This window comes from Aliikangiella marina (genome assembly GCF_007004765.1).
GTDB classification, from domain to species: domain Bacteria; phylum Pseudomonadota; class Gammaproteobacteria; order Enterobacterales; family Kangiellaceae; genus Aliikangiella; species Aliikangiella marina.
The window spans coordinates 1,225,544-1,247,463 of the sequence record NZ_VIKR01000001.1; the positions used below are offsets into that span (position 1 = coordinate 1,225,544).

Consider the following 21,920-nt stretch of genomic DNA (forward strand, 5'->3'; position numbering starts at 1 on the left):
CTATATAACCCCCTCCTCGACACACTCTTTATTATCGTTTTTAAAGGAGCTTAATAGTTCTTCCGCATTTCTTAGCTCCAACTGAGCGATTATAAACTCTGACAACTCTTGAATCGTTGGTTTACTAAAGAATAGCCTTATTGAGACATCAACCTTAAAGATTGATTCTATTTTAGAAGTCATATTTGAAACCATCAGCGAGTTCCCGCCTAAACTGAAAAAATTCGAAGTAACACTGATATTTTTCATATTAAAATATTCTTGCCATATCTCTTGCATCTTGATTTCAACTTCATTAGTCGGTGCTTTATATTTCTTTAATTCATTGCTTTTAACACTTGACTTTAGCTTCACTAAATCAATATAGCCATTTGGAAAAGAAGGAATGTTTTTTACTAAGAACCATTTTGTTGGTAAAAACATTAGATGGTCCGCATTTCTTATAGCGTGACTGATTAGCTTCGTCTGCTCGTCTTTATTTAAATCACAGCTATCATCATTAACAAAGTAACATTCAGAAGCAACTTGAGAGCTTACCAAGCTCGAAGTGATAAACAAGTCCGTAATGAAACGAACCTCTCGTAGAAGAAAGGATTTCAATGCCTTCACATGAAACTGTATCTGAGCGCGCAATACTGATTGATTTTGGTTTGCAAAGGTCAAGTCACCGTTTCCGCAGACCTTTGCGATAACTCCAGTGCGAAGATATTTGCTTTTATGACTCTCAGTCAAAAAACACTTAATAACTTCTCCAATATCATCCCGCTCGCTATAGCAAATTTCACCGATACCACCAAAAGGGACTATTTGATTATTCGCTCCGAGCACCATCGCTTTATCGAGTCCACTTGGCCGGCTTATTAATTGTTGATGATTTGCGTTATTTGTAAGTGCGAATTTGCCAACAGTTGAGCTTACAATACGTTCTTTTTCTTTTTCTCCGAAGATCGCTAAATGTGAAGCTTTAATATTAGCCAGCTTATTTTTCTGATCAGCCTTAATGACACTATTAATCAAATAAATATAACTCTTTTGAAGCCTCAGAATACTGTCTGCGTTAAATATGTCTTTACAGTATATCCAATCGATATTTAATCTAGAACCTTCCTCTTTTGCGTGAACTTCTAAATCAAATCGAGCGGTTATCTCATCATTTGGCAGATAGCCATCTACATTATCACTTAAATTAAGACCATCAAAATAAACGTCTCGCTCGATGTTATTTTGTACCACAAACATTATTTGGAATAATGGGTTAGAATTTAAATTACGATTTACACCGAGTTCGTCAACAAGCATATCAAAGGGTACATTTTGGTTTGTGTAAGCATCAATAATCGTTTTTTTATTCTTTTCCAAGATATCTTCAAAATTCGAATCTAAATCAAGCTGATTCCTAATAACTAAAGTATTAACAAATAACCCTACTATCGAATTGCTATCTCCATGCTCTCGACCGGCGATAGGCGTACCAACCATAATGTCCCGTTCATTTGAATAGCGAGAGATCAATACTGCCAAAATAGTTTCTAAAAACATAAACAGTGTGATTTTTCTCTGCTCACAAAAATCTTTAACTGCCTTCGATAATCCACTATCAAGTTCACTATGTAAGTAATTACCTAAATACGAAGCATCCGCTACTCGCTTCTTATCCAAGGCCAATCCATGTTCGATCGGGCAATCCGCTAATTGCGCTCTCCAATATTTAATTTGCTCTCGAACTTTGTCTTTTAATAGAAACTTTTCTTGCCATGCTACGAAATCTGAGTATTGCAGGCAGCTACCATCTTCTGATGTTTTAATATCTGTCAAGAATTCATTGTAGTAAGCTGCTAACTGTTGCTTAATTAAATTATCTGACCATCCATCACTTGCAATATGATGTGTAAGATATTGCAATAGATAAACATCACTTTCTAACTTAATAAGTAGAGCTTTAATCATTAGTTCATTTGATAAGTCAAATTTTTCTCGAGCATGTTCCTGAACCCGACTTTCAAGCACTTGTTGCTTTTGACCAGTTTCCAGACTGCTCAGGTCGACAAATGGAATCTCAACCTGGAAGTCATTTAGCATGACCTGATAAGGGTTACCTTCACGCTCGAGATATACAGTCCTAAGAATCTTGTTGCGAGCGACCAAATTATTGAATGCATAAAGCAAAGCGTCTTGCTGTACTTCTCCTTTAAACAGTAGCCGCGTAGGCATATTGTATTCAATACGCGAGTTGCTGAATTTATGCAAAAACCACATTCTTTTTTGCTCTACAGATAAAGCCGCATAGTCACTTGGAGCTGTTTTAATAATTTTCTCTTGTTGAGTAGTCTTTTCTAAGCTGGACTCGATTTTGTTAACGACAGATGATAAAAAAGGATCTTCGAATAACACTTTTAACGGTATATCAACTTCAAACTCGTTTCTTATTGAACTTATCAGCTGAGTCGCGACTAAAGAATGTCCACCAAGTGCAAAGAAGTTTGCATTTAAACTTAATCTTTCGATTGGATAATTGAGGTGTTTTGACCACAAGGCAACCATCTTCTTTTCATTTTCACTATTAGGTGGTAAATAGCCTGTTTCTGAATAACTGCTTAGTTCGGCTATCGGCAATGCGTCTTTATTGACTTTACCATTAGCTGTCACGGGTAAGTTATCAATGTTGATGAATGCATCTGGTATCATATATTGTGGGATATGAGCATGCAGATACTTTCTTAATCTAGTCGCATAATCAAACTCTTGACCGTCATTTAACACTACGTAGGCTATTAGGCTTTTTTCGCCGATATTAGAGTCTGAAACGATAACTACCGATTCTACTACGTCAGAATGAGAATTAATCTTAGCTTCAATCTCACCTAGCTCTATCCTATAACCTCGAATTTTAACTTGCTCATCAGCCCTACCCACAAACTCCAGATTACCATCAGACAATCTTCGAGCGAGGTCTCCGGTTTTATATAATCTCTCCGTTTTCACGTAGGGATTATGAATAAATCTTTCTTTTGTTAATTCTGGTTGATTGAGATAGCAGCGTGCAAGCCCCTCACCAGCAACATATATCTCGGCGACAACGCCATCAGGAACCAAGCTTAAATTTTTATCTAGTAAGTATATCCTTAGATGCGGCAACTGTTTTCCAATTGCACTATTAGAACGAGTGTTGACATCGCTTTTTTGCAAATCCTTGTAGGTAACATGTACGGTCGTCTCTGTTATTCCATACATATTAACTAACGAAGGTTTCTTATCGCCATGACGTTTAAACCATGGCACTAGCTTTTGAGTATCCAGGGCTTCTCCACCAAATATGATTTTTCGTAAGGATAACTTACTTTTTTTAATAGCATCCACCTCTATAATACGATGGAATACACTTGGTGTTTGATTGAGTATGGTAATATTGCGAGAAGCCAATAAATCATAAAACAATTCAGGGTTTTGAGCGCTATCTTTAGAGATAATATGAACCGTTCCACCGTGAAATAATGCCCCCCAAATCTCCCAAACAGAAAAATCAAAGGCAATAGAGTGAAATAATGTCCATTGATCATCTTCGGAAAATTTAAACATTGAGCGTGTTGATTCAAATAACGCTATAACATTACGGTGTTCAATTAAAACCCCTTTTGGATTACCTGTAGAACCTGAAGTATAAATAACGTAAGCCAGATCACCTGACTCTAAGCCAATACTGCTTCTTAAGATATTTTTGCAAGAAAACTCAGCGTCAAAAACTTCGCCAGCTGATCTAGACATTAGTTCATCAACATAAACTGGTTCTAAGTCTTCAGTATCTTCAAACTTAGGTAAACTCGATTGAGTCAACATTAATTTCACTTTTGAATCTATTAATATATAACTAACTCGTTTTTCGGGATAACTAGTATCTATAGGGAGGTACGCGGCACCAGCTTTGAGGATAGCTAAAACTGAGATCATCATCTCTATAGAGCGTTCAAGGTAAATACCAACTAATTCACCGGGCTTCAAATTTTTTGCTAAGATAAAATGAGCCAACCTATTGGCACGTTCGTTTAACTCGTTATATGTTAGTATTTCGTTGTCTAAAACTAGCGCTACGGAGTCTGGTCTTTTCAACACTTGTTGTTCAAACAACTCATGAATACATAAATCGCTAGTTTCTTGCAGGTAAGGTGGATTAAAAACGTTTAATTGTTGATCGATATCTCGTTGATCAAGCAATTGAAGTTCTTCAATTCTTTTTTCAGGCTGAGCTAAAATCTCTTTAACTAAATTTTGACAGTGAGTAAACATACGAGCTATAGTGCTCGCCTTAAACAAATCCTTATTAAAAACCACCACAAAGTGGTATCCGCCGAGCTTTTCCTGCACTAAAAAATTTATATCGTATTTCCCATAACCAAGATTTGTCTCTTCCAACGTTATGGTCAAGTCCGTATTCTGGTGAGTGCTAAAGTAATCACCTATGCTTTCGTAGTGAAACAAGACATCAAATAATGCTGTTCGGCTCATATCAACTGAGGGAGAAAGCTTTTTGACAAGAAGATCAAACGGAATGTCCTGGTAACACTTGGCTTCCAACACAGTTCTTTCAATGTCTTTTAATATATCTACAAATTTTTTATCTGCTTTTATAAAATCTCTAGTTACAAGCAAATTAGAGAAAGGTCCGACTAAGCCAGGATTGACTTCATACTCCTGCAGTCCATTTATACCTACTACGATTTCTTCATGTTGTGCGTAACGGAATAGCAATACTTTAAATACAGCAAGAAAGAAGTCAAACTTATTGGATTTTTTTCGCATCAAGAACTCGTCGAGCATGAGATTCAAGTTGTCGTTTATATATCCAGTAAAGCGTCCTTCAATATATTCGTGTACAGCTTTTCTTTCAAAGTCAAGGGGTACCTCTAATTTTTTCAGACTATTGGTAAGCTTCGAGCGCCAATAAGCAAAGTGCTTTTGATACAGCTTCTTTTTCTCAAAAACCTGCTTTTGCTGAATAGCAAGTTTTTGGTAACTCTCTTCGAGTCCCACTTCAACATCAAGCGAAGAATCACTTTCATAGACCGAAACAAGCTTTCGTGCAAGTGTCGCAACTGAAGTTCGGTCTGCTAACATATGATGTATAACTAGCAGCAAATAACTTGTTTTGTTGTCCAGTCTGAATAAATTTGCACGATAGAGTGGCCCGCCATTAATCTCAAAACTCTGTTTTGATAAATTAACTAAATATTCAAGGTCTACCTTATGCGAACTCAGTGCCAATTGGTCTAATACAATCTTGTCATGTGGAACAGTATTTATAATTGGTTTATCTAACCCTTCATGTATTCTTGTGCTAAATATATCGTGACTCTCCAGCAGGGATTTAAATGCTCGCCGAAGCTTTTTAGTATCTAGTTCACCATTTAGTTTAAGAATCAATGGTATGTTATGATAGTTTGGCCCACCTTTATATAAGACGTCTCTTTCGAAACTATCAATAAACCATAATCTTTCTTGATGATAAGATAGCTCTGGACTATCAACTTGAAATCCCTGAGACTGCCACTGACAGCGAAGATCAGTTGCTTTATCAAGCATAAGTTCATTTAAAGTGACACCAGGATTAATTAGAATATTTTCAATTAGTTGTACATATTGATCTGCAATATTAGCTATCGTTGTTTTTTCGAATAAATAATGATTATAGACAAACTCTAAAACAACTTCATTGTCTCCTGGCATTACGTAAAGATCCAAATCGCTTCTCAGTGAATACTTGGTCTGTTCTGAATCTTTTAATTGATGCCAACTGGAACCTTGAGTATTTATATTCGACTGCTGATTTGCTACATGAACTATCATCAACTGAAATAATGCGTTACTCCCAGGTTTTCGTTCTGGGTTGATTTTTTCTACAAGCATCTCAAATGGTATATATTGATGAGCATAAGCTTCAACGATAGTCTCTCGATTTTTTGCTAAGACACTATCAAAACTATCTTCTTGATTAATATCGCTCCTGAGCACTAAAGAATTTACGAAGAAGCCTATCATTTTTTCTAAATCTTTATGAGGTCTACCGGCAATTGCTAACCCCATAACAACATCACTTTTACCGGTATATTTAGCCAGTAATGTTGCGTACACAGTTTGCAAAAAGATAAACGGTGTTACAGAATATTTTTTACAAACGATGTCAATCTTGTCATTTAATGACGCTTTAATTTTTGTGGTAATTAAGCGACCAAAAAAGCTTTGCTTTTTCGGTCTTTCATTATCAAATGGTATACTGAAGTCAGTTGGCGCCGATTTTAATTGTTTTTTCCAATACTCTACTTGTGACGATAACACATCTCCTTTAAGCCATTCTCTTTGCCACACAGCATAATCTGCATAATGGACGTCTAATGCGCCTAACTTGCATTCAGTGTTATTAACATATGCGTTATAAAATAACTCTAGTTCTCTATTAAAGATAGCCATAGACCAATCGTCATGAGCAATATGATGTAACGTATATAAAACAACATGTTCTTTAATACCTAACTTTACTACGACTACCCTAATCATTAAGTCCGTTTCAAAGTCAAAAGGCGTGTTTTCTTCGTTTTTAGCGAGACTCTCAATTTTGATCTTTTTTATTTTGTCGTCTAATTTCGAATGATCGTAAATGCTAATTGGTGTATCAAAGTCTTTAACCACTTTTTGATAGGGAGCTCCGTTTTCTTCATAAATTTTAGTACGCAGTACTCTATGCCTAATTATTAAACTTCTGATAGCACTTTCAAATGCAGCCAAATCAAAGTCTCCTACTACTTTAAATTTGCCCGGCACATTGTATTGAGTTTTCGTTTCTTCAACTTGATGGATGAACCAAAGTCGCTGTTGAGCAAAAGAAAGGGGGATTCTAATATTTTTCTTATGCGGTAATAATTGCGGTAACAATGCTCCTTTTTCGCTTGAACTTATCACTTCACATAAACTCACTATAGTTGGAGCTTCAAATAGACTTCTAATCGGCAATTCTATTTCAAACGCTTCTCTAATTAGGCTTACAAGCCTAGTTGCTAACAGCGAATGGCCACCTAGCGCAAAGAAATTATCGTACACACCAACTTTTTCAATACCAAGAGAGCTCTGCCAGATCTCGCATAGCTTTTTTTCCATTTTGTTTTTGGGCGCAACATATTTATGTTTAGTTAGAGTAGACTCTGGTGGATATGGCAACAAATTAGTGCTTGTTAAATTGCGTTCACTATTATTTGACTCAGGCATGGCTATATATAAGTCAGGTAAATCAGATGCCGGATATACTTGCTTTAAGTAACTATCCATTTCATTTGATAATTCATTTTCAAGACGACTTATCTGTGGAAAATTCGCATTACATAACTTAGCTATACCAGCTGGTAGCTTAAGCCCATCAATAGATTGAAGACTGAAAACTAAGTCAATAAACTCTACTCCTAGTTCAGAGTATATCGCCACAGCATTATAATTATGCTTTTCAGCGTATTGAAACAATTTTTCTATATCTTCGTTTTCGGTATTTTTTTCCTTGCTCAAATGCCCAGGCGAGGAGCTTGGAAGCACGTCAATTTGATCGCCTCGATCGAGCTGTTCTTTCAAGTTTATATTTTCGTCAACCCTTGGGTTAACAACGCCCTTAACTATAAACGTATTATATTCGTTTGCAGAAATGATGTTCTCAATCTGTTTCCTAGACAGGTTAGAAAAGCTTTTAATATTATTTGATTGGTTGTCACTTAGAATTTCTGGCCTAATCGAGATTATTGCATCATACCGAAAACGTATCATCTCATTGTCACCACTCCCTCTTTTTAAGAAAATTGACACATTGTCGACATCGTGGTGGCGTAATTTTAATTCTGAAAAATAACTTGGCGATACAAGCAGCTCTTGTTCTTGTTGAACTCGCCACTTCACCCGTCTATTAAAATCTCTGAGAGATATTTTTTGCTTTAACTGGCTTCTTTCTATCTCAATTACATGCTCAGTATGTAAGTCTAAATTCCTTACATCGCCGATAAATATTTTACCACCAGGCATCACATATTTAATCAACTTTTCTATTAGCATCTCGAGATAATGTAGACTAGGCAAATAGGGAACAACCGAATTTATAACAATAGTGTCAAACTGATTATGCTCGAATTCGACACTCAAAGCGTCACCATGGTGTAAATTAACGTGACCCCATGATTTCTTATCAAGTTCCTCTTGAATTTCTTCTAGTGCTACTTTGGAAATATCGATAGCATCAACAGAGTCACAAAAAGCTGCATAGCGGTAAAGAAGTAATCCAGTACCGCAGCCGACTTCAAGTAAAGAGATAGGTTTTAGTGAAGCAATTGTTGTAACCGTATTATCTATCCACTCTTTCATTTGATTATCTGGAATTGCTTTACCGGTATAACTACTGTTCCAACCACTTATATTTAGGGTTGCCTCTAACTCTCGGTCCTTTTTAGAATAAGTATCGTCGTAAAAGTTTGTCCAGTGTTGCAAGTGTTCTTTTATGGCCTGAGTAGAAATCCTTTCAATATATTGAGTGGTAGGTTGAATGTGAGCTATCAAATATTTATTATTCTTACCATAGTTAGTAAGACTCACACTTTGTATGTCCTTATGAGAAGACATAAAACGCTTGATATAGCTCAACCTTGCCTCTGAGTTCTTAGAAACAATTTGAGTAACTTCATCTATGCCAACGCCAGTTTCAGTGTTGCCTAAATCAACTGCTGGCAAAGGAATCACTACATGTGGTAGCGGTCTAAGTTCTGATTGTCCCTTACAATAACTTAATATGTTCTTGCTAAACTTAGCCAACTGTTGGTTTTCTAAAACTGGAGAACCCTTAATTTCTAAATAACATTCTAGACGATTAACTTCGTCGGAGTTGACATGCAGTATGCCGACATTCTTAACAGGTGAATAAGACTTAATCATTTTAGCAATTTGCAGATTTCTTGAATGTATCTTTGCAATTCGTAACTGTTCACTATGAGCAATGATTATTCGTCCGTTAGCATCCCATTGAGCAATACATTTTGCATCCCAAATATAGCTATACAAGTCATTAGAAAATGGATTTCTACAATGACTGACCCCTAGATTTTTAAATTCTTGAATGATACTGTTGTTTTTAACATTAACTTCAAAGTAAAGATCACCAAACCCTCCATACGGCGCTAAATTAAGATTACTATCAAGAATATGCGCCTTTAAATCCAATGATTTACTTTGTTCATAAAGTGAGCTTGAAATTCGCTTTAAGACTTTATCTAAATATTGTTCGCCCTCAATTAGGCTGTAGTTAACTGAGTTATTTTGCAACAGATATTTTTTGTCTGAGTCTGTTAACATATCCAGTAAGCTTACAGATTTTTGTTCGCTTGCCGGCTTCCTTACATCTAAAGCGATGTTTTTCAAGAGTATAGAAAAGCTTCCAATAAGCTTGCTGATAGTTTTTTGATTGAATAAATTGGTACTGTATATCCAATGTATTTCCAAGTTACTTTTGTCGTGGCAAACGTGCAACTCTAAATCAAATCTAGTGCTTAAGTTTTTTAAAACCGAAAAGTTACTATCATATTCTTGCTGATACCTATTTCTTACATCATATTTGTGGCCATCAAGTTCAAGTGGTACACGTTTATTGTTTTGAACTGCAAAGACTATTTGCATTAGCGGGTTGTAGGCAAGATCACGCTGAGGCTTTAACTCTTCGACCAACATATCAAACGGAATACTTTGATTGTTAAAGGCATCGACAATCATTTTTTTATTTTCGCGCAACAACTCGCTAAATGTAGATTTTTCAGTGATTTTATTTCGCAAAACAAGCGAGTTAACAAAAAAGCCAATTAAACCTTCAAGCTCTTGTAATTCACGGCCTGCAACTGGAGAACCAATAACAATATCAGACTGGTTGCTATACCTCGCTATTAACAAGGCAAACGCAGTCTCTAAAAACATGAACAAAGTTACATTATAATTCTTGCATAATGCTTCAATATCTTGAAACAACCGCTGATCTATATGTTGTATTTCTAAACAAGCATCAAACATTTGTCTTTCTGGTCGTTTTTTATCGAGAGGTAGTAAATGAAAATCAGGTATACCTAGTAATTTTTGTTTCCAGAAATTGAGTTTCTCCTCTGCCACTCTACTGTCTAGTTGTTTTTTTTGCCAAAAGGCGAAGTCACAATACTGTATGGTCAACGGTTTTAATGGGATTTCTTGGTTGTTTTTGAGTGCTTTATAAATGATGCTTAGTTCTTGGTTTATAACATCAACCGACCATGCGTCACAAATAATATGGTGAATTCCATAAACAATTAAAAAATCGTCTTCACTAAAACTTAGTAGTTTAACTCTTAACAACAACTCATTAGATAAATCAAACGCTGTAAATATTTCTTTGTGAATTACATGTTGAGTCAGCTTTTGTTGACTGCTAAATGATTGTTTAGAGAGATCAATGTATTCAAATGGTGTTTTGAAATGCTCTAGTGTAGATTGATAAGGAATCCCTTTCTCAGATTTAAATATCGTTCTAAGAATTTCGTGTCTTTGTATAAGCTTAAAGATAGCTAACTCAAACAGCTTTATGTCAAGAGGACCATTGTGTATGTACAATTCGGTCATGTTGTATTGCACACTTCCCTGCTCTACTTGATCAATAAACCATAGCCTTTGCTGAGAATAAGACAAAGGAAGATTACTTGTTAAATGTGCCGGCTTAATCACAGTTCGGCTGTTAGTACTTTCACTTTTTTCTAAAAATGAGCTTAAAGATTCGATATCTGGATAATTAAATATTGACTTTAGATTCAACTCATATCCTAAAACCTCTCTTATTCGATTTACTAGTTGCATTGCAAGCAAAGAATGACCACCAATTGTAAAGTAGTCGTCTTTAATGCTAATTTTGTTTCTAGGAATTTCTAATAATTTTGACCATATAATAACCAGGCCTTTTTGTAGCTCATTTTTAGGTTCAATAAATTCTCGATGTTGAATATCAATATCTAAATTTAAGCTTAGCGAGTTTTTATCAACTTTCCCATTTGCGGTCTTTGGCAATTGTGTTAAAACAACAAATCGAGAGGGTAACATATAGTTTGGCAACTTCTGGACAATATACTGTTTGATATCTTTGACGAGCTCACTCTTAGATTTCTTATCTGTGAGCACGACAAACGCAATCAAAGAATTATCTTGTTTAATCTTACGGACGCAAACCGCAACATCAGAAACTAGGTCATGTGAATTAATTACGGATTCAATTTCGCCAAGTTCTATCCGAAACCCTCTAACCTTAACTTGCTCATCCCCTCTACCTAAAAACTCTAGTTCACCATTTTCCATATATCGAACATAGTCACCGGTACGATAGAGTCGACGTGAAGTTTCTGCAGAGAATGGATTGGTAACAAACTTTTCTGACGTAAGTTGCGACTTTTTCCAATAGCCTCTCGCCAAACCAATACCGCCAATATACAACTCCCCTGCTACTTTATCCGCCACTAATTGTTGTTTACTATCCAGCACATAAAATTCAGTATTACCAATTGGACGGCCGATTCTTACCGCCTCGCCTGCTTGCATTTGATTTACCGCTGACCAAACGCAAGTTTCTGTTGGGCCATACATGTTCCAACAATCTGCACCACTCGCTAGTATTTGTTCCTTCAACTGATAACTGAGTGCTTCACCACCACACAAAGCTTTAAACGCACCTTGAGGTTTCCATGTGCAATCTATCAACATTCGCCAAGTCGCTGGCGTTGCTTGCATCATATCTACCTGATAGCGACTGATACTACTCGCTATGGCCTCACCAGAAACTACCGTTTCATCGCTCGCCAAAATAAGACGAGCCCCTGAAATCAACGGTAAATACAACTCTAAAGTGTGAATATCAAAAGATATTGATGTTACCGCTAACAAACAATTGTTTTCATCGATACCCGGTCGACTGACCATTGCGTTCAAAAAATTAGTCAAACTTCGGTGGGTTAACATTACGCCTTTGGGATGACCAGTAGAGCCTGAAGTATAGATCACATAGGCTAACGCTTCCGCTGAACAATCTGAATAACAAGGGTTAGTGACAGGGTAATCATAAAATAATTGAGTCTCTCCTAAAAAGATTACTTGCTGCTGTGTAAATGGGAGTGTTTTGCTGAGCTGTTTTTGTGTCAAAATTAAGCTTATACCCGAGTCTTCGAGCATATATGTTAAGCGGGTTGTTGGGTAAGTCGGATCTAAAGGAACATATGCCGCGCCTGCCTTTAAAATTGCCAACAAACCGAGCATCATATCAATATTGCGTTCTACGCATAATCCGACTAATTGTCCCGCCTGAACGCCCTGTGATCGCAGGTAGTGAGCTAATTGATTAGCGATTTGATTAAGCTTTTGATAGGTTAGTTGATGCCCTTCAAACACTAAGGCGACGGAGTCGGGTGTCTGTTTGACTTGCGCCTCAAACAACTCATGGAAACCAACGCTGTCTATTTCTGGAATGCGAGTTGAGTTGCGGCTCATTAACTGTTGCTTATCGCTCACGGTTAGATATTGGGCTTCCATTAAACTTTGCTGTGGTTCATTGCAAAGGCTTTGCAACAAGTTAATATAATGAATTAGAAATTGATGTATCGTAGAGTCGTCATAGAGGTCACTATTGTACTCCACTACGCCATACAAACCGTCAGTGGCTGGCTCTAAGAAAAATGATAAATCATAGAGAGAAACCGTGTGCGCTAAAGGTCCTTCCAACTCAGCTTGCAAAGCATTCACATCCAATTGCTCGAGCGATAAGTTAGTTAGCGAACTTCCTTGCAAAGCAAACAATACTTGAAACAACGGGGAGTAACTTAAACTTCGCTCTGGATTGAGTGCCTCGACTAACAGCTCAAATGGCATATCTTGATGTTCATAGGCTCGCAAAGCCATAGTCTTTGTCGTTGCTAGAAATTCACTAAAGGTTGGATTGTCACTTAGGTCACTTCGCATCACAAGCGTGTTAGCAAACACACCGACCAAATCCTCACATTCTGGTTGCCGGCGATTAGCAATAGGTGTGCCGATTGCGATATCGTTCTGCCCCGCATAACGACCAAGCAACAATGAAAATGCCGCTAACAAAGTCATAAAAGGCGTAACTTGCTGGTCCCGACTTAAAACTTCCACGCTTTGAAGTAATTCTGCGGACAAATGAAAAGGTTGGGTGCGCCCTTTAAAAGTTTGCTCAACAGGTCTCACTCGATCAGTGGGTAAGGTTGATAAAGGCGCTAAGTCGGCAAGTTGTTGGCGCCAGTAATTGAGGTGTGGCGTTAATTTCTCTTTGCTTAGGTATTCTCTTTGCCATTGTGCATAATCAGCATATTGAAAACTGAGTGGCTTGAGCGGATTAGTTTGATTATTTTTAAACGCTGAATACAATGTCGATAATTCTTTCAACAGTACCGCCTGTGACCAACCATCGGCGATGCTATGATGAAGTGTGATAATTAACACATGGCTATCGGTCCAGGCTTCTGCAAGTAAACGAAATCGACAAAGTTGCTCTTGAGTTAAATTAAAAGGATAGTTGCGCTCTTGGTTGCATATCTTGGCCAACTCAGCTGGGGAGTCAAGTGTCTCACGAGTGAGATCAAAAGTATTGTTCGAAACGACTTGGAATACTTCATCCTCAATTGGCTTGAACAACGTTCTTAGTGCATCGTGCCTTTCGACTATATGCTTTATCGCTCTGGAAAGCGCTGTGACATCAAGTTCTCCGTTTAGGCGAAACGCCATAAATAGGTTGTATATTCCGCTGGTACCGGCATATTGACTCAAAAACCACTGTCTTTGTTGTGCATAAGACAACTTTAAATTGGCATTCTTTGATTTTTTTATGAGTCGTGTTGTGACACGCTTATTCGAATTCTCGATTAATTTTGCTTGCTCTGCTAGAACTTGCTGTTGGAATAAATTCGATAACGGAATGTCTAAGTTGAATTGTTGCTTTATAAGCGACGACAACTGAAGGGTTAAAAGCGAATGGCCGCCGAGCATAAAGAAACTATCATTGGCGCCAACTGATTTGATTGCAAGTAATTGTTGCCAAATCTTAGCGAGAGTCTTTTCAGTATCCGTTCTAGGCTCAATATAATTAACTGCAGCTAACTCAATTGACGGCAGTTTAGAATAATTAACTTTACCCGTAGAAGTTAGTGGAATGCTTTCAACGATCTGAATCTTAGTCGGCACCATATAATCAGGTAAACTTTTTAAGCAAAAATCTTGAACTTTCTTTTGCCAATCAATATCATTAATTTTGATTTGGCTATTATCTAGTACAACATACGCAACTAACTGTTCCTCTTGATTAGAAGCCTTCGCACTTATCACTACACTATTGGATACAGCTTTTAATTGATTAATACTACTTTCTATTTCAGACGGCTCAATTCTAAACCCTCTAATATTTAATTGCTTGTCAGTTCGTCCTATAAACTCTAATTGACCATTCTCTAAGAGGCGCACCCTATCCCCTGTCTTATAAAGTGGGTCAATCGCATTTTTATCAAAAGGATTTTTAATGTAAGCCTCAGAATTTAATGTTTGATCTACATATCCAATCGCCACTCCAACTCCACCGACTAACAATTCACCTGGACTTCCTTGAGGCACCATTTGCATATTTTTATCGACTAAATACAGCTCAAAGTTTTTAATTGGTTTACCTATTGGGATAAGTTCGTCGTTGATAAAAGCGTTTAGCTTTACTGTCGTAGCAACATGCGTCTCAGTTGGGCCATAATGGTTCCAAAGGTTACATTTTGGGTTTCGCTTTAACAGGAGTTTAAGCGAAGGCGTAACTTTTACAGCCTCGCCAGCTAAAAATATTTCTTTTAGTGTTCCAAATTTATCGAAAGATTTAAGATGATTGTTAGTTATAAATGTAAATACTGATGGTGGTATAAATAACCTTTCGATCGATTGCTTTTTAACAAGGTCTCCAAAGTTAAGTAAGTTTTCCTTATCTCGTTGAGAAATTAGAATTAAAGAACCACCAGTAAACCATGCCGTTGCTAGTTCCTGAATAGATACATCAAAAGAGACTGACGTAAACTGCAGGGTTCTTAATGGCCTAATGATTCCATCTAGCTCTGAACAAGAGCTAACTAAGTTGCTAATCGTGTTGTGATGTTGTTTTACCCCTTTTGGGTTTCCGGTTGAACCAGACGTATATATTACATAGGCTAAATGTTTTTCAAAATTATCTTCTGCAACATCGACTTGTGAGCTTTCAATCGTCCACTGCTCACAGTTGTTAGTTAAAACTTTCTGTATAGAATGAATCTTGGATTGGTAACTAGCTAACTGCGGAATAGTTTGTTCTTCAGCGAAGATCACATCGACCTTACTATCGCCTAAGATAAAATCTATTCTTTCTATGGGGTAGCTAAGATCTATCGGTAGATATGCGCAATCAGCCTTTAAAATCCCTAAAATAGCTGCGATTAATTCAAAGGAACGCGTCGCACAAATTCCGATAATTGTTCCTTTGCTAACCTTAGCCTTGCGCAGATATTGAGCAATTTTCTCAGCTAATAAGTTTAATTGTCCATAACTAATGTGATGATTGTTTATTTGTAACGCAACTAGATTGTTGTGCTTCCTCGCAGTTTCCTCAAATATTTGATGAATTCTTTTAAAACTCTCTGGTTTTCTTCGATTTTGCCTGTTGCTTAACGTGTAGCTAATATCATTTTCGGAAATAAACCTTACTTGACTTACTTTCGATGCGGGAGCTTTAATTAAGTTAATTAATAGATTTTGGTAGTTTTCTAAAACATTCTTAGCAGTTGAATAGCTAAACAAATCTTTATTATACTCTATCGATACTCTTAAACCATTGACACCTGGCTCTATGAGAATAGTTAAGTCGTATCTAGCCCCCGTGTCATTACTAAAAGTTAAGTTTTCCTTATTGATTGGATCAAGACCGATCTCCCCTAGCTGACGTTGAAAAAGGTTTGCATTCTCCATTACAAATAAAATTTGAAAAAGAGGCGAATGCGATAAGCTACGCTGAGGATTTACTGACTCCACTAACATTTCAAATGGAATATCTTGATATTCTAACGCTTCTAAAATGTTAGCTTTCGTTGATTCCAAAAGCTCGACAAATGACTCTTCATCATCTATTGAGCTTCTAATAGCTAGTGTATTAACAAAAAAGCCTATTAAACCTTCAAGGTCTGGCAAGGTTCTATTGGCTACAGGTGTTCCCACTACGATATCTTGCTCGCCGGAATATCTATATAGTAGTAGATTAAATGCAGCGAACAACGTCATAAATAGCGTCGCGCCCTGCTCTCTGCTTAAATCATTAAGCCTTTCATGAAGATCTTTATTAAGTTCAAGTGAAATAGTATCGCCCTTGTAACTCTGCTTCGCTGGTCGTACTTTTTCAGTCGGTATTGAGCAAATATGAGGCGAGTCCTTTAGCTTTCCCTTCCAATAGTTAAGTTGTTCTTGAAGTTTTGCGGGAGTTATAAATTGATTTTGCCAAATAGCGTAGTCGCTATATTGTATCGGTAATTCCTTGAGGCCAATGTCTGTTCTAGTGAGAATTGCCTGATAAATATAGGAAAGTTCGTTAAAAAATATTTCTAGTGACCACCCATCAGAAATACTATGATGCATATTGATCAATAGTATTTTTTGGTTAGTCTCACTCACTTTAACTAAAGTAATTCGACACAAGGGTCCTTGCGTTAGTGAAAAACAGAAGTCTTTTTCTTGTTTTTGTAGCTTGCGTAGTTGACTTGTATTTTTTAGCTGTACGATCTTTAGACTTTCGCTATTTTCAGTTACTTCTTGAAAAACATTGCCATTGTTCTCGAAAAAACGGGTTCTGAAGACAGAATGTCTTTGAAAGATCAATTGAATGGTTTTATTTAAAGCTTCTTCATTAAGCTCACCACTAATTTGATAAGCCAAATTAATATTGTAAACATTACTCGAACCAATCAGTTTGCTTAAGAACCATAAACGCTTCTGCGGGTATGAGAGTGGTATATTCTGAATTTGATTTAGCTTTATTATTTTAGCTTGATTTAAAGATCTATCTGATTTTAGTGTACGAATATAACCTACTAGGTTAGAAAAAACTGAATAATTAAAGATTTCCCTTACCGATAGCTTAACGCCGAAGGCTTTAGATATACGCGTAGATAGCTGAGTAGCCAGTAAAGAATTACCTCCGCTATCAAAAAAGTCATCGTTTCGACTCACTTTATTGACAGGTAACGTAGAAACCCAAAGCGTCGCTAATAATTCCTCCGCTTGACCAATTGGTGGCGCAATTTGCCTTTGATTAACGGAGAATTCTAATTTGGGTAGTCTTTTTCGGTCAACTTTACCATTAGCAGTTAGTGGAAATTCTTCTACAACCATAAAAGATGAAGGCTGCATATAATTGGGTAGTATGTTTTTAATATGCTTTTTAACTTTTAAAGTAATGAGATCAGCTAATTTAAATAAATTTGGATAGTTGGTAAGTCGACTAGCATTGTATTTTTCTTTAGCAATTATTGGGTGAGACTTTCCTGTGTAAAAGTGCATATCAAGCAAACCGTCACTTGATTGAGACCAAGTCATTTGAGACTGGTAACCTAGCTCAGAGGCTAGTTTAGTGATTAAATGTAATTCGTCGCTTGGTTGACATTCATACTTAGTATCAGAAATAATTGTTTGTATATTAGTATCCGACTGATTGTGTTTTAGCGAGTAGTTTAACTGTTTAAGCAGTCTAAATTCATTCGATATTCTTGTATTAATTAAGCCCGAGACTGCGAAACGCTCATAACCTTTCGAAAACAACTTTTTTAGCGCTGGAATTGATTTGTACTCGTGCCATATAAGGTCGCTTTTATTGCTAGCTTCTGCATTCGATGGTTTTGTACGGATAATCACATCATAGCGATATCGAGTCATTTCATTATTACTTTTGCCTTGCTTTGCCAAAATACTAATCGATTCAACTAATTCATTACTTTTGCATAGTTGATGAAAATAACTCGGGCTAATGAGTAACTCTTTTTCATGAGACTTTCGAGATTGAATGTTTCTCACAAACTGTTTAACGCTCGAATTCGTGTTTATTCGGAGCTCTATCGCGGCTAGATGTGACTCAAATAAGTCTAAGTTTCTCACATCACCAATAAATAAATTGCCGCCCGGACAAAGCTGCTTGATACAACTTTCAATTGTTTCATTTAAATAAGCTTGGCTTGGAAAGTATTGACTGACTGAGTTAATAACAATGGTATCAAATTTATCTTGCGAGATAACTTCATGGGCTGGCTTGTGCTCAAGAACAACGTGGCTCCAGTCGCGCTGCTCTATTTTAAGTCTAAGAGACTCTAAGGCATTTTTTGAGATGTCGGTAGCATATATGCGACTACAAAATTGCGCATATTTAAATAATAACAAACCAGTACCACAACCTATTTCTAATAAGTTCTTCGGTTTTAATGCCAAAATGTTTTTTGTGGTTTGTTCCAACCATTCTAACATTTCGTTGGTTGATATTTGCTTATTTGTATAGCTGCTTACCCAACTAGCAAAATCAAGTTCTTCGGACACTTTTGCCTCGCTATTTTGATAAGTCTCATCAAAGGCACGGGTCCATTCGCTAATAAATCGTTGATTTTCTTTTGCGGCGTTATCTTCTAATACGCTGTTGGTCGGTTTGAGATACGCTGTAATGATTTTGTTACTATCGATTGTTGCAACGTCGACGATTGAATTCGCTACCATATGATGAGTGTTAATAGCAGATTCAATATCCCCTAGTTCAATTCGAAATCCTCGAATTTTTACTTGTTCATCTCGTCGACCTAAAAACTCTAGTTTAGCTGCGTCGATAAAACGCACGTAATCGCCAGTGCGATACAAGCGAGCTAACGGATTGTTTGAAAAAGGATTATTAATAAATTTTTGGTTGGTCAGATCGTCATTTTTCCAGTACCCTTGCGCTAATCCAAGTCCACCAATATACAACTCTCCGGTAACTTTATTGGCCACCAATCTCTGATTCTCATCTAACACATAAAACTTAGTGTTATCAATTGGCCCGCCGATTAATACTGCTTCTCCGGCTTTCATTTGATTGACAGAAGACCAAACGCAAGTTTCCGTTGGGCCATACATATTCCAACAATCAGCGCCACAAGTGAGGATGCCTTCTTTCAATGCATAACTTAGTGGTTCACCGCCACAGAGGGCTTTAAATTTCTTTTTAACTTTCCAATCACTAGCCAACAGCATACTCCAAGTGGTTGGAGTTGCCTGCATAATATCCACTTGGTAGCGATTTATCCTATTCAATAACGCTTCACCAGATAATACGGTATCATTGTCACAAAGGACTAATTTAGCACCTGTCATTAAAGGTAAGTAGAGTTCTAAAGTATGGATATCAAATGATATGGATGTAACGGCTAATAAAGTGTTTGTGGCATTAACTCCCGGTCTGAAAGCCATTGAGTTTAAAAAATTGGTCAAACTTCGATGATTAATCATTACCCCTTTAGGTTTCCCCGTCGAGCCAGAGGTATATATCACATAGGCTAAATTATCTGTGGACTGATTAGGGAGATAAAGATTATCGCTTGGGTAGTCAATTAACCTAGACCAATGCTCTAAATAAACTGTTTTTTGTGTACTTAGCGGTAACCCCTCAGCTATGTTTTTATGCGTCAAAAGAAGACTTAACTGGGAGTCTTCAAGCATATGTTTAAGCCGCTCTTTGGGGTAACTCGGATCTAAAGGTACATACGCACAACCAGCTTTTAATATTGCTAATAGACCAATTAACAGATCAACATTGCGCTCAACACAAAGTCCTACTAATTGATTATTCGTTATGCCTTCTAATTGTAAATGGTGTGCAAGCTGATTCGCGCGACTGTTAAGGTGTTGATAGGTTAATTGTTGCTCCTCGAAGACTAATGCAATCGCCTCAGGTGTACGCGCAACTTGTTTTTCAAACAATGCATGGAATCCAGCGGTTTCTATTTCTGCCACATGCGTCTGATTAGTCACCAAAAGCTGTTGCTTGTCACTTACTGAAAGATAGTCGATTGTTAATAGGTTTTGCTCCGGGGAACTCACTACGCATTCTAGTAAATTTTGATAGTGTTCGAGGAATTGATAAATAGTTGTGTCATCATAAAGACCACAGTTGTATTGGATAATCCCTTTAAGGCCATTGGTCGAGGGCTCAATAAATAACGCTAAGTCGTACAACGATACAGTTTCAGTTTCAGTTTCATTTAGGGTTACATCGGAGGGAAGCGTTTCAACATCTAATTGCTCGAGCGATAAGTTGGTTAGCGAACTTCCTTGCAAAGCAAACAATACTTGAAACAACGGGGAGTAACTTAAACTTCGCTCTGGATTGAGTGCCTCGACTAACAGCTCAAATGGCATATCTTGATGTTCATAGGCTCGCAAAGCCATAGTCTTTGTCGTTGCTAGAAATTCACTAAAGGTTGGATTGTCACTTAGGTCACTTCGCATCACAAGCGTGTTAGCAAACACACCGACCAAATCCTCACATTCTGGTTGCCGGCGATTAGCAATAGGTGTGCCGATTGCGATATCGTTCTGCCCCGCATAACGACCAAGCAACAATGAAAATGCCGCTAACAAAGTCATAAAAGGCGTAACTTGCTGGTCCCGACTTAAAACTTCCACGCTTTGAAGTAATTCTGCGGACAAATGAAAAGGTTGGGTGCGCCCTTTAAAAGTTTGCTCAACAGGTCTCACTCGATCAGTGGGTAAGGTTGATAAAGGCGCTAAGTCGGCAAGTTGTTGGCGCCAGTAATTGAGGTGTGGCGTTAATTTCTCTTTGCTTAGGTATTCTCTTTGCCATTGTGCATAATCAGCATATTGAAAACTGAGTGGCTTGAGCGGATTAGTTTGATTATTTTTAAACGCTGAATACAATGTCGATAATTCTTTCAACAGTACCGCCTGTGACCAACCATCGGCGATGCTATGATGAAGTGTGATAATTAACACATGGCTATCGGTCCAGGCTTCTGCAAGTAAACGAAATCGACAAAGTTGCTCTTGAGTTAAATTAAAAGGATAGTTGCGCTCTTGGTTGCATATCTTGGCCAACTCAGCTGGGGAGTCAAGTGTCTCACGAGTGAGATCAAAAGTATTGTTCGAAACGACTTGGAATACTTCATCCTCAATTGGCTTGAACAACGTTCTTAGTGCATCGTGCCTTTCGACTATATGCTTTATCGCTCTGGAAAGCGCTGTGACATCAAGTTCTCCGTTTAGGCGAAACGCCATAAATAGGTTGTATATTCCGCTGGTACCGGCATATTGACTCAAAAACCACTGTCTTTGTTGTGAGAAAGATGTTGGTTTTTCAGCTTCTTGGACTGTGGAAATGGCTAATTTGGTATAACGAAAATTTTTGTCTTCGGCCAAGTATTCCGTTATTTGTTGCTTATATTGTTGAAATAGATGCTTTAGTTCGCCAGTTAAGTGACCGTTTAAATCCTCAATTTGTAATTCATCATTCGCTATAAATACATCTATCTCATTATCATAAAATAATTTTAGAACTTCTAATGGGCGCACAAACAAACCTCTAAACTTATACTAAAAGACGAAGTGTAAATATTTCAAATTAAGATGAATAAGGTAGATAAATTCGAAGAAAAACTTAGTGAGTAATTGTGACTACTTAATATACTTTTTGTCGTGATTCATTATTATTTTCTTGCGTTTAAATCGCGCTAAAACAATTTAGTTATCGAATATTAGCTAGCCGAATCGTGCGCTTAGTATTTAAGTTCCATTATCTCTGAGGCTATAATTTGTTTTTAGTC

1 protein-coding gene is annotated in these 21,920 nt (G+C 37.2%); it reads right to left on the reverse strand.

Annotated features, from left to right (window positions below):
- Complete coding sequence (locus tag FLL45_RS05295) at window positions 1-21,669, reverse strand: non-ribosomal peptide synthase/polyketide synthase (RefSeq protein WP_185964339.1); 21,669 nt, start codon at window positions 21,667-21,669, stop codon at window positions 1-3.
- Between the last annotated feature and the right edge of the window lie 251 nt (window positions 21,670-21,920).